The organism is Bacillus massiliglaciei (assembly GCF_900098925.1).
GTDB lineage: Bacteria > Bacillota > Bacilli > Bacillales > DSM-1321 > Peribacillus > Peribacillus massiliglaciei.
Map to the genome: position 1 here is coordinate 376563 of NZ_LT622357.1, position 12910 is coordinate 389472.

Below are 12910 nucleotides of genomic sequence, written 5' to 3' on the forward strand. Positions count from 1 at the left end.
GTTCATTTCCGCGCCAGTTCTGATTGGAGTTATTAATCTTTTTGAAGCTCTTTGGCAACATGCCTCAATTCCGGTAGAATCAATTTATTCATGCCAAGACGGACTGCTCCTGTAGAACCCGGCAGCGAGAATACCGCCTTATCCGCCACAACTCCTGCCAGTGCACGGGACATGATGGCCGCTGAACCGATGTCTTCCTGGTAGCTGAGCATCCTGAAAAGTTCGCCAAAACCAGGGATTTCTTTGTGAAGCATCGGCTGGATCGTTTCAATCGTTACATCCCGTTTGGCAATGCCCGTTCCGCCATTAAGGAGAATGATGCTTATTTCACTGTTTCTGCATCCATTCAGCACAGCCTGACCAATTTCATCTTTGTCGTCTTTAACGATTTCATACTCCGCGATCTTATGTCCCTCTGACTCCAGCAGCTCTATTATCAGCTTTCCGCTTTTATCCGTTTCCTTATTGCGTGTATCACTGACGGTAATGACTTTGCAAGAGACAGCTGACAGACCGCCCTTTTTATGTTCAAATACACTCATCTTCTATCATCCTGCTTCTCTTTTAAGTATCGGTATTGATAAAATTTTAAAGCATACTCGCTTACCTGCCGGGTCATTTGGTAATTAGCCGCAGCGCCAATCCCCATGCTCAGTAAAGGAATCCCTTGAAACAATTTCTTTCGGAACAACATGATAGCTGCCCCTTTTAAGACCTGCTTCAGCGGCTGTTCCATCCACGCCGAGTTAATCAATTCCTCATGGCCTGTATAAAAATAGTCATCTTCTATGTTTTCGATTTCTCCGCGCAGTTCCTCCCAGGCATCCGCCTGAAACTTCTTCGGCATGGTGCCTCCGCGGAAAACTTTGAGAGCAAGCATCATCTCAAATGGAGTATTTGCCTCATATCCATAGGCCATGGCAATCAATTGAACAGTGCGCACATTAATAAGCGTCATTGCAGGAATATCGCTGCCAAGAAGAAGCACACCTCCTGTACCGCTGATTCCTCCCTGTGCAAAGGAATACAGCCGGTGTTTCGCCACTTGTTGTTCTGCTATGTAATTCAGATGATCAATTTTCAGCTCTTTTAAATCGCTTACCGTTTCAATATTTTCATCGAATACCCTTGCAGCACCCAGGATCCGTTCTTTGGCATCTTGCTGAATTTGGGAACTTTGCACAATGGCATGCAAATGGAAAAGCCAAGTATCCAGCTGAGAAAAAAATTGATTCCTGGCCGTTTCAGGCAGGAGCGAAAATGCATCTTCCAGCCATTTCTCGTACAAAATAGAAAAATCAGTAGGCTCATATTGATAAAGTTTTTCTTCCCACTCACCAATTTCATTCCGGATTTGTATTTCCCGATCCGTTAACTCCACGTTATGCTCCTCCTTTTCGATTAGCGAGATTTACAGTATACCCTGTTTTCCAGCCTCCATAACCCCCTGCTCAGCAGGATCCCGGGAGACTTTCTGAATCGCCACCCTCATCGTATCTCTGGCAATCATCACTTCCTCATTCGTAGGAATGACCATGACTTTAACTGGTGAACCAGGCTTACTAATAAAAGCTTCCTCATTTTGTCTATGATTCAGTCCCTTATCCAAATATATACCCAAGAACTCCAGATTCTCCAGAATATGTGCCCGGATCAAGTCACTATTCTCTCCAACTCCTGCTGTAAAGATGATTCCGTCTACACCGCCCATTTTGGCTGCATAGGCACCTATGTAATGATGAATCCTGTCAGCGAATACTTGTATCGCCAGCTTCGCACGCGTATTCCCTTGACCGGCATCTTCCATAATATCTCTCAAATCACTCGAGAAGCCGGACAGGGCAAGCAGGCCGCTCTCTTTATTCAGTATATCGAGCACCTCATCGGCTGTTTTGCCGGTCTTCTCCATGATATATGGAATCAAAGCCGGATCAATATTCCCTGAGCGCGTTCCCATTGTTACACCGGCTAGCGGTGTAAAACCCATGGAAGTATCAATCGATTTTCCCTCATGGATAGCCGTTATACTCACTCCGCTGCCCAAATGGCAGGAAATCAGGCGCAATTGCCTGAGAGGCCGGCCAATCATCTCTGCTGCGCGCAAGGAAACATATTTGTGAGAAGTTCCATGAAACCCATATTTTCTAATCTTATATTTTTGATAAAATTCATATGGCAGACTGTATAAATATGTACTGGTGTCCATTGTCTGATGAAAAGCTGTATCAAATACAGCAACAGCCGGTGTTTCACCAAGAATACTTTGAAATGCTTTAATACCGGTTAAATTGGCCGGATTATGCAAAGGGGCTAATTCCGAAAGCCTGTCAATTTGTCTGATTACTTCTCCATTAATCAAGACTGAATCAGCAAATACTTCTCCGCCGTGAACAACTCGGTGTCCGATTCCGTTAATTTCTGCATATGAGCTGATAATCTTCCATTCCAGCAATTTTTCCAATAATATAGAAACCGCGGTTTCGTGATTGGGAATCTCTACTGTTTCAGAAACCTTTTCTCCCTTGACAGAGATGGTGAAAACGGATTCCTTCAATCCAATCCTTTCAACGATTCCTTTGGTGATCACCTCTTCTCCCGGCATTTCGAACAGCTGGAACTTCAATGATGAACTGCCGGCATTGATCGCCATGATTTTAAACATCTGAGTACTCCTTTTTTCATTTCTTGACAGGCGGCTGCTTCTGGAAGACTGTCGCTCCCGTCTCTCTGTCATTTTGCAGAAAAAGCTAATGCAAACAAGCATTAGCTTCTATTCCTTAGTCCTTAGTATTTTTCCTCTTTAAACCAATCATCCATCTGCTGCATCACATTTCTTGTTGCGTCCAAATCAGATAATTTAGGAAGCTGTGCGAGCAATGCTTTTTTCGGAGCAGTGATGCCTTCTTTTTTCTTCTGAAGGATCAAAATGCTCTTTGCAGCCGATTCGCTTTTAAACATCGAAAGCGGAAGCTGTACCATCCCTTGTATATGGGTATGCTCCTTAATAAATTGATTTAGCTTCGGCGCTTCTTCCGACAGGAATAAATTATTCGGAACGATAAAGAACAAATAGCCGCCTTCCTTTGTATGCCTTACACTTTGTTCAATGAACAGGTGGTGTGCATAGGAATGCCCTTCATCCGCCTTGAGCTTGTAATCAGCCGCTCTAATATCATCCGGATAATAGCCGACTGGAAGATCGCTGATCACTACATCAGAAGGATCGATAAAAAGCGGCTCCAGACTGTCTTGGTTGAAAAATTCCACCGGATGTTCCTGCAGATTTGCCCCTGAATAGGCAAGGCTGATCAACGTTTCATCCACCTCTACCCCAAATGAGGCGATATGCTTATCCGTTAACTGATTCAGAACTGTATAAAGCAGGTTCCCTGTTCCAACTGCCGGATCAAGCATGGTGAATTCTTTCATTCCTTTTGTAAACTTTCCGATTAAATAGCTGACAAACATTCCGACAGCGTCCGGTGTCATCTGATGATTGGGCTGCACATTTTCCTTCATCCCTTTTAAGATCGCCAGCTGATAGGCTTTTCGGATATGTTCTTTATCAAATTTCCCCACCGAAAAAGCAGTATAATGTTTCTTCAGCCGTTTCAATGAAACATCGCTGATTTTATCCTGCAATATTTTTCCTTGGAAAAAGTTCTCTCCTGTTTCTCCTAAAGCGTCCAAATAAGTGCAGTTTAATTCTTCCTGCAAAATGGTAGCTGTTTCATTAAATTCATGAAATAATTCTTCAACTGGGGTTAATGATTTCAATAGTTTATTCCTCCTGTGTATTCCTTACCCTATTTTATATATATACAGATGCAGATACAAGCAGGAGATTTCAGATCTTGACTGCTGATCTTTAGAAAAAAACAGGCCGGAACATCGTCCGGCCCGCTGGCTCATCATTTTACTTCGCTGCTTTCGCCGCAGCCAATGCTGCTTCGTAATCCGGATGAGTCGTACCTTCCGGAACATACTCCGCATAAGTAACGATATCATTGCTGTCGATTACAAATACAGAACGGGCAAGAAGGCGCAATTCTTTCATTAATACTCCGTAAGCTTCCCCAAAAGAAAGGTCGCGGTGATCCGAAAGAACCTGAACATTTTCAAGACCGCTGGCTGCACACCAACGCTTCTGAGCAAACGGCAGGTCATTAGAGATGGTAAGCACTGTCACACCTTCAATTTTCCCTGCTTCTTCATTAAATTTGCGTGTCTGTGCATCACATACACCAGTATCGATGGATGGAACCACACTAATAATACGGACGGAACCTTTCGTATCAGAAAGAGTTACGGGTGACAGGTCGTTAGCAAGGACGGTAAAATCAGGCGCCTTTTCCCCCACCTTTACTTCTGTTCCGACAAGTGTAACCGGTTCATTCTTAAATGTTACTGAAGCCATTAATAAATTCCTCCTTTATCTTCCTTTATGTACAAGATTAATCATATGGGTTTTTCTCTTTTTTTGCAATCAATCACCATGCAGAATCAGACAGTTCAAGCCTGTTTAAGAAAAAGGGGATGTTTTACTGCGCTGGGCTCTCTCCTCAAGGAATCTTTCATGAAGGTTCATGGGACTGAATGGAAATCTGACAGGGGCCATTCATGAGACGGATAGGTGGCCGGACATATTTAAACCCGGCATGATGCCGGGTTATAAGCCGATTTCAGGCTTTGGAGATGGCTTCGAAGAATCTGGAGAGGAGCCGGACTCTTTTTCACTGCCCCCCATACTGGACATGATCGACTGAATCTTTTCAATTGCCTGCGGTGCCATATCCATTAACTTATCTAATAAATGAGTGCCTTCATCAAGATGCACCATTTTCACTCCATGGGAACCGACAATAAGAAAAGCAATTGGGGTAATGGAAACACCTCCGCCGCTTCCGCCGCCGAACGGCTGTTTCTTTTGTCCGCCGCCTTCCTGTTTCTGATTATCCAGGATAAATTCACTTCCGCCTGCCGCGAAACCGAAACCTACTTTAGAAACGGTTATGATCACACTGCCATCAGGTGTTTCTACCGGATCCCCGATGATTGTATTCACATCCACCATTTCTTTAATGTTTTCCATAGCTGTTGTCATCAAGCCCTCGATAGGATGATCTGACATCATTACTCCTCCACTCTACATTGATTGATTATTGGAATCGTTCATTCCCGCAAATAATCTGGATTTCAGCATTTCCTTTGAACCTTTCCAATAGCGAAACCACTTAATTCCTGTCAGGATAGCTTGCCCCAGACGAAACTGCAATATGCACGAAAAAGAGGTCATCAGCTGTCTTCTCTGAAAATCAGGCTGAACAGAGAACTGGGGAGCGATCTGGAAACTCAAGTAGGTGCTCAGCAAAGAAACAAGAAAGGATTTGAGTGTCAGAAAAATACCAAGGGCTGTCCCTGTATGAGCAGCATTGCCTGTGCCGATCAGACTGTGCCATCGAAACTTTTGGACCCTGACCGTCCGCATGAATTTCTTTAGAATCCGATGGAACTGAATCGTATGATCGGTCAGAGTCTTGAGATCTTCCAGGATTTCTTTTACATCTTGCGGACGAATCCGGATCACCTTGTCTTTTTTTCTCTGTCCCTTTTCCTGTTTAATGACTAGATCGGCTGAATCCCATTCCAAAACAGGGATATGAACCGTATATCGCAATAAACCATACCATGCTGAAAATCGAACAGTGGTATCACTCTTATTCACATCAGCCTGGTAATGAATAAATATCTTTACTTTCGTGAATATCAAAAGGAATCCCAAGAGAATTATAAGGCCAATAGCGAGAATGAGCCACTCCATTCGTTCACTCCCTTTCAGCTTCTCATTATCGGCCATCACGACTTAAAATAAACCTGCCGCCCTCGCACCGCCAATGGAATAGATATCAGCCGGAACTGCTCAGAATCTCGAGAAGCACTTGCCTCGTCATTTCACAAACCGCTTATTCGAATAGTGTGCAAACAAAAAGACGCCCGTAAACGGAACGCCTTTATGCAGCCTCTCTCTAATTTAGGCTATCTTTTTTCAATTACCACTCTTGTATCCGCAAAAATATCATGAAGGGCCTGCTTTTTAGGCATGATCCCCGCGATTACATAGCCTGCCCATGTCCATTTGGAAATAAAACGGCCAACCAGTTCCCGAAACAAGATGGTCCCCCAAGACATTCCTTCTTTCCCGACTGCGATAACCCTTAATCCAAAAATCATTTTACCAAGAGTCTGCCCAAAAAACTTCGTCATCAGGACAAAGTATAAGTAAAAGATTAAGCCGGCAAGGACGGTCTTTGGCGAAATCCAATAGTTATAGGAACTCAGATCCCAAAAATGAAACACTGGACGGACCAAAAAGCCATTAAGGCTAAAGATGACCACAAGATCTGCCAGATAAGCCCAAAAGCGCAGCCAGAAACCTGCATATGGTGTTAAATCTGCCGGATTATCTTTTTGCTTCTCCAACACGGATCCTTGAGGCTGGGCCACCAGATTTTCAGCCTGAATCTCACTCTGTATAGGCTCACTGTTTTTTCCATCGTATGGAGTGCCAGCAGCTTCTTCTCCTTGCTTCTGTTCTTCGCTGAAAGGACTGACTATCTTTTCTTCAGGTTCAGCTGTCACTCTCTCTTCTTTCGGTTCATTGCGTTCAGTCATCCTTCTCCCCCCTATTCCGCATATAAATACATTAGTCTAGGAGAATTTGAAGAAGTCAGCAGCTTATTCAGTACTGCTGTTTCTGCATCTTGACCGATGAATTTCTGTACACTCGCTGAAAATAGCGATCCGAAGCCATATTCATCTGTATAGCGGATGACAGAAGCATCTTTCAGCTTTTGTTCTTTTTTCATGGCTGTAATTACATCATCCAGATTTCCAAATTCATCTACAAGACCAACATCTTTTGCCTGTCTGCCATCATAGATTCTTCCATCCGCAATCTTCCTTACTTCCGATTCGGACATGCCTCTGCCATCCGCAATAATTTTCACAAATTGGCTGTAGGAATTATCAATCATTTCCTGAAGAATGTCTCTTTCCTCATCCGTCATTTCACGGGTCGGACTCATGATGTCCTTATAAGGCCCGCTTTTGATTGTTTCAAACTCTACCCCATACTTTTCAGCAAGCTTCTCATAATTGTATCCTTGCATAATGACACCGAGAGAGCCAGTCAAGGTTTCCGGGCTTGCGAAAATTTTTGTCGCAGGTGCAGATATATAATATCCGCCTGAAGCAGCCATAGACCCCATTGATATATAAACCGGTTTTTTCGCATTTCTTATATCTTTTAGTTTATTGTATATTTCAGCACTTTCGACTACACCGCCGCCCGGAGAGTTAACACGGAGGATAATTCCTTTGATATCATCATTCTCCAAAGCCATATCCAATTTATCCATAAAGGCTTTATGATCATATGTACCGGCTGAAAACAGGCTTTCTGAATCTCCTGTATCCTGAATGGTCCCTTCCACGTCAAAGACCGCAATTGTATCGGTTAAGCTGTCTCCTTCTTCCATTACTTCTTCAAAATAAGGCTCCGAACCCACTATGTCCTCCAGCATACTTTCCGTGTCAGCAGTAAACAGCGTTGTTGCTATGCTGAAAACCGTTGATACTACTAATAAAACAGCAGCTATTCCTAATGCTGCCCAGCGTTTGCCATTCAATGATCCTTCCCCCTTTAACTCTCTGCACTAAATTCTTCTGATACTCCATATAAACATATGAAAAATTACTCATACTACTAAAATTGTAACAAATAAACCTCAAATTGGAAATCTTTAGATTATCTGCTACTTTCAATATGTATGCAAGCTGCGCTTTCCAATGACAAAAGAACTCTCCGGGTGAGAATGGAGGGCTGTCCAAACACTATGATTCACACCTTTTGTAATAGAATTATGTAAATACAGCAGGCAGAATAGAACGCAGGGGGGACGCTTTCCGCAGGCAGGGCCGATCCTGCTTCTCCTGGAAGCAACAAGTGCCCTGAGCTGAAATTCACCCGCCATTCCATCCCAAAATGACAAAAGACACCGAGAGGGCGGCGGGCCTCTCAATGCCTTTTACCGATCAGCTGCATCTGTTTCCCTAAAAAAAGACCGCCCAATTTGTGGGACGGCCTTGAAGCTGCTTATAGAATAAAGCGGGAAAACGTACTTTCTTACGCTCCCATATTTCGTTTTTCTTTCATTTTATGCAGGCTCATTTTCCCCCACTTTGTAATCGAAAGGGTATAAATGACTAACGCAGACCAGATAAACAAGAAGGCCAGCAGATGGGTCTTCGTAAATGCTTCATGATAGATAAATACCCCGATCAGTAAGGAAAGGGTTGGTGCAATATATTGCAGGATGCCCAGCATCGAAAGCGGAACCTTTTGAGCCCCTTTGGCGAAATATAATAAAGGAAGGGCTGTAGCGATTCCACCTCCGATAAGAAGCAAAGCATCTGAAGCGGATAAAAAGAAAGCCGCCTGCCCCTGTATCAGCAAGTAGATGGAATAACCTAAAGCAATTGGTGTTACCATTAATGTTTCGAGTGTCAAGCCAATCGATGACTCCGCCTTAATCATTTTTTTGGCAAGGCCGTATAGACCAAATGTGATAGCAAGAATTAACGAAACCCACGGGATTGACCCAAAATGTATTCCGAGGACCAACACGCCGATCCCCGCCAATATAAAGGATAAGATTTGCGCTCCGCTTAATTTTTCCTTCAGCACAATCACCCCGAGCAGAACACTGACCAACGGATTAATATAATAGCCTAAACTCGTTTCAAGGATCTTTCCGGAATTAACCGCCCAAATAAAAATCCCCCAGTTTGCCGTAACCAGAACAGAGGCCGTCAGCAAGGCAAAAAACAGCTTGCCGTTACTTAGAATCTCCTTCATGTAACTAAGGAACTTTGCCCACTTTTTACTTAACACAATCAGCATGACCATAAAAACAAAAGACCAAATTACCCGCTGTGCCAATATTTCACCCGCTGACACCTGATCCAACAGCTTCCAATATATCGGGACGATTCCCCAAATCATATAAGACAGGGCCGCATAAAGCGCTCCTTCTCTTTCATTTGCCAGTTTCATTTTTCCTTCCTTCTTTCCTTCATTTATTTCCGGAACCGAAATAATAGGATTCCATAATGAGACTGCAGTCCCCCGACTCTCCCAATAGGATCCTGCAGCCCAATGTATGTACTGATTCACTTTTTATTTGCCCATTACTCATAGCAGCGTCCACATAGGCGCTCTTACCTTATTTTATTATAAGGCCTTTTTTGAATTTCCCCCATCTTTTTGCTCACAGCTCGCCTTTGCAAAAACAATTTCTTCTCCAATGACTGTCATAACAGCCTCCGCTTCCAAAATCTCATCTGGAGTTCCTCTAAAGATATCACGGCTTATGATTGTGAAATCTGCATCAAAACCTTTTTTCAGCTGTCCTCGGTCGGACTCATGAATAATGGCTGCTGCACTGCCTTTCGTATAGAGAGATACGGCTTCATAAACAGTAAGTGTTTCTTTTGCTCCATAGGAAGTCCCATTTTTCTCAAAAGGATTTCTTCGGGTTACAGCTGCATGGATTCCCAGAAAAGGATTCAGTGATTCAATCGGTGCATCTGAACCGCCGGCACAAATGATTCCATTGTCTAAATAGGTCTTCCACGCGTATGAAGAATCAAGCAGCTCTTCATCCACTTTATCTTCAACCCATGGAAAATCAGATGGGACAAAGCCAGGCTGAATATCAAAAATCAACGGAAGGTCTCTTGCCCTTTTTATCAGATCCGGTCTCATTATTTGGGCATGAATCAGTCTGTCTCTCTGCCCCCGCTTAGGCGGATGCTTTTCAAGCCCATTCAGGACATATTCACAGGCAAGATCCCCTATCGCATGAATTGCAACCGGCATTTCTGCCTTCCTTGCTTTTACAATAATTTTCTGGAGTTCCTCCTCTGAAAAGACGGCCACTCCATTCACTGATGGATCATCTTTATATGGCTTGCTTAATAAAGCAGTCCTCCCTCCCAATGACCCGTCGGAAAAGATCTTGACAGCATCAAATGTTACATATTCGGTGCCTCCTCCATATCGTCCGCCATATTCCAGCATTTCATCAAAGGCTTCATGATGGACAAGCAAATGAGCCCTGAACCGCAAACCAGCTGTTTCAATTACAGATTGAAACGCCTGATAAACTGGCAAAAAACCATTGTAATAATGAAGATCTTCCGTATGCCCTCCTGTCAGCCCTAACCGATGAGCATCTTTTATGGCAATCTCCAGAGCCTTTTCTACATATACCCGGTCAATGTCCGGCAGATGATCCAAAATAAGATTCAATGCCTGCTGTTCCTTGAATAATCCGTTCAGCCGGCCGTCATCATACCTGGAAATAACGGCACCTGCCGGCTCCATAACTTCTTCTGTGACTCCCGCTTTCTTTAACGCTCTTGAATTAACAACTAAAGCGTGGCGGCAAACTCTTTTTAAAACAATCGGATGCTCGATAGAAATCCGGTCAAGATCATCGCGAAGAATCAAATCAGGCTCCTGCCACTCATTTTCATTCCATCCTTCTGCAATTACCCAATGACCGGGCGGAACGCTTTCACACTTTCTTCTGACAGCTTCTAATACGGCTTCCCTGCTTTCCATAAAGGAAAGATCAAGACGCATCAGCCGTTCGCCATGTCCTACCAAATGCAAATGGCTGTCAACAAGACCCGGAATCATCGTCATGCCTTTTACGTCTATTTCCTTGGAAATATGTCGCTCATATGTCTCTTTTAAATAGGAATAAACCCCTGTTTCGATAATCTTTCCGTTATGAGTATAAACCGCTTCAACAGTCTCCCCCTCTTTACTTAATGTGTAAATCATGCCATTATGCCATATGGTTCCCATATTTGTCCGTGCCCCTTTATGTAAACTTAATATTCAGTTAGTTTATCACCAGAGCTGCTGATTGCCAATAGGAGGAAATGATAAAATCGAGTAGGAGGGGGTGATTAACCCCCGACCTCTCACACCACCGTACGTACCGTTCGGTATACGGCGGTTCCATTAAGTTTGACGCAGAAATTCATATCGATTATATAAACTTTTCAACCCTCGGTGACTCCAATACAAGTTATTGAGGGTTTTGTGTAAGATTGGACTACAGGCTATTCTCCAATATTTCTTTCTGGAGTTTCCCCATTCATATGCCTTTTGGTCAGGGACACCTAGACCTTTGAGTTTTCTTACTCTTGTCCTCGGTTTCTTCCATTGTTTCCATTCAAGCATACGGAGTCTCCGTCTAATCCACTCATCAAATTCTTTAAATTTACTTGGTGTATCAGCCAATGCAAAATATCCACACCATCCCGTTAGATATTGATTTAGTTTCTCGATTCTAACTTCCATAGGAATTTGTTTAGAACGGGAGGTTAACTCCCGTATTTTAGCCTTAAGCCTTTTAATACTTTCATTGGCTATTCGAACCTTCGGTTTCTTATTGACCGTAAAGCTAAAGCCAAGAAACTTTCGTTTCCACGGGCGATCAACTGCTGACTTTTCTCTATTTACTTTGAGCTTTAATTTCTGCTCAATAAAGCATGTAATTGAGTTCATCACTCGTTCTCCAGCTTTCTTCGATTTCATGTAAATATTACAATCATCGGCGTAGCGGACAAACTTGTGACCTCTCCTTTCTAACTCTTTATCAAGTTTATCCAAAAGGATATTCGAAAGAAGGGGGCTCAGTGGACCTCCTTGTGGTGTTCCTTCTTCTGCATCATAGACTACACCATTCATCATAATTCCTGCTTGGAGATATTTCCGTATAAGTTTCAAGACCAGCCGGTCTTGGATTCTACTTGCTAATATCCCCATTAACTTATCATGATTGACTCTATCAAAGAATTTCTCCAAGTCCATGTCAATCACCCATCTATAACCTTCACTTATATATTCCCTTGCTTTACGAACCGCATCATGACCTCTTCTATTTGGTCTAAACCCATAACTATGTTCTGAGAAGGTTGGGTCAAGAAGTGGGGTTAGAACTTGGGCGATAGCCTGTTGAATGAACCGGTCTGTCACGGTAGGTATTCCTAGTAATCTTACTCCACCGTTCGGTTTCGGGATTTCGACTCGACGGACTGGGTTAGGTTGATAGGTACCTTCCCTTAATGAATCACAAAGAGTTTCCCCGTTCTCATAGAGATGTCTTCGTAGGGATTTTACGGACATTCCATCTATGCCGTGACTCCCTTTGTTCTTCTCCACACGTTTAAGTGCTTCTATTAAGTTTTCCCGTGACAGAATCAGATCCATTAACATGTGATATTTCCTTTCGACGTGAACGTAGAAATCTAATTATGTTATTCCTGCTCCACCCTCATGAAGTCCCCTGTGGAATTCACCACTTCCTCCTTCAAGTAAGTCCTTTCGGATTGTCTGCTTCTATACAGGAATTATATGCCTAGTTCTCGTTCTTCCTAATAGTTCAGTCCTTCCCATTCCATCTCGAGTTGGAATGGTACTATGACCTCGGCTGACTTCTGATTGTTCAGCTGTCCATCGCTGGATAGGTTACCAAGGGAACTTGGCGTTCCAATCAGACCTCCCCGGGTAAGAGTACAGTCTTTCCCTCCATCTATCTGCTTCATTTACTCTGTACCACCTTCGGCAGTAAGGACTTCGTTTTGTTGTGCAAACTCATCCAATGGTACCTAGCCTTATATGAAGTTCGTGTTCCTCAGACCGGAGGTTTGCCGCTCGCTTCCTTCAGATTCTGCGTCACCACAGACACCCTTGCGTTAAGCTAACCATTACTACTGCCTTCATGGTTCGGGACTCTCACCCTATAGACTGCACCCATGCCGGGCGCACACA

At 43.4% G+C, this 12910-nt stretch carries 13 protein-coding genes; all 13 read right to left on the reverse strand.

The annotated features are described in order from the left end of the window. Positions 1-32 precede the first annotated feature (32 nt). The 13 genes from BQ4305_RS07515 to BQ4305_RS21375 all read right to left on the reverse strand — a co-directional run bounded on the left by BQ4305_RS07515 (position 33) and on the right by BQ4305_RS21375 (position 12684). The gene (locus BQ4305_RS07515; protein ID WP_110927217.1) at positions 33-542 is read right to left on the reverse strand and encodes a MogA/MoaB family molybdenum cofactor biosynthesis protein; all 510 of its coding nucleotides are present in this window, start codon (positions 540-542) and stop codon (positions 33-35) included. After that, on the reverse strand, positions 539-1381 hold the full coding sequence (locus BQ4305_RS07520) for an EcsC family protein (protein ID WP_110927218.1): 843 nt from the start codon (positions 1379-1381) through the stop codon (positions 539-541). The genes BQ4305_RS07515 and BQ4305_RS07520 overlap by 4 nt, the downstream gene beginning before the upstream one ends. A gap of 30 nt (positions 1382-1411) precedes the next feature. Further along, the gene (locus BQ4305_RS07525) at positions 1412-2662 is read right to left on the reverse strand and encodes an acetate/propionate family kinase (protein ID WP_110927219.1); all 1251 of its coding nucleotides are present in this window, start codon (positions 2660-2662) and stop codon (positions 1412-1414) included. A 122-nt stretch (positions 2663-2784) separates the two neighbouring features. Continuing rightward, positions 2785-3777, reverse strand: coding sequence for a class I SAM-dependent methyltransferase (locus BQ4305_RS07530; RefSeq protein WP_110927220.1), 993 nt, complete (start codon positions 3775-3777; stop codon positions 2785-2787). A 139-nt stretch (positions 3778-3916) separates the two neighbouring features. Then, positions 3917-4417 carry a thiol peroxidase gene (gene tpx, locus BQ4305_RS07535; protein WP_110927221.1) on the reverse strand — a complete coding sequence of 167 codons (501 nt, stop codon included), beginning with the start codon at positions 4415-4417 and terminating at the stop codon, positions 3917-3919. A gap of 252 nt (positions 4418-4669) precedes the next feature. Continuing rightward, on the reverse strand, positions 4670-5131 hold the full coding sequence (gene ytfJ, locus BQ4305_RS07540) for a GerW family sporulation protein (RefSeq protein ID WP_110927222.1): 462 nt from the start codon (positions 5129-5131) through the stop codon (positions 4670-4672). Between the two features lie 15 nt (positions 5132-5146). Further along, the gene (locus BQ4305_RS07545) at positions 5147-5821 is read right to left on the reverse strand and encodes a DUF2953 domain-containing protein (RefSeq protein ID WP_199880608.1); all 675 of its coding nucleotides are present in this window, start codon (positions 5819-5821) and stop codon (positions 5147-5149) included. Positions 5822-6036: 215 nt separating this feature from the next. Beyond that, on the reverse strand, positions 6037-6672 hold the full coding sequence (locus BQ4305_RS07550; protein WP_110927224.1) for an RDD family protein: 636 nt from the start codon (positions 6670-6672) through the stop codon (positions 6037-6039). 11 nt (positions 6673-6683) lie between these two features. Continuing rightward, positions 6684-7688: a signal peptide peptidase SppA gene (gene sppA, locus BQ4305_RS07555; protein ID WP_110927225.1), complete on the reverse strand. Its 1005-nt coding sequence runs from the start codon at positions 7686-7688 to the stop codon at positions 6684-6686. A gap of 497 nt (positions 7689-8185) precedes the next feature. Beyond that, entirely contained in the window at positions 8186-9115 is a 930-nt protein-coding gene (rarD, locus tag BQ4305_RS07560) for an EamA family transporter RarD (RefSeq protein WP_110927370.1), read from the reverse strand. Positions 9116-9292: 177 nt separating this feature from the next. Next, positions 9293-10936 carry an amidohydrolase gene (locus BQ4305_RS07565; protein WP_110927226.1) on the reverse strand — a complete coding sequence of 548 codons (1644 nt, stop codon included), beginning with the start codon at positions 10934-10936 and terminating at the stop codon, positions 9293-9295. Positions 10937-11095: 159 nt separating this feature from the next. Beyond that, positions 11096-12355, reverse strand: a complete 1260-nt coding sequence (gene ltrA, locus BQ4305_RS07570) for a group II intron reverse transcriptase/maturase (protein ID WP_110926384.1) — start codon at positions 12353-12355, stop codon at positions 11096-11098. Between the two features lie 158 nt (positions 12356-12513). Then, a complete protein-coding gene (locus BQ4305_RS21375) occupies positions 12514-12684 on the reverse strand; it encodes a hypothetical protein (protein ID WP_199880500.1) in 171 nt (56 codons plus the stop codon). Between the last annotated feature and the right edge of the window lie 226 nt (positions 12685-12910).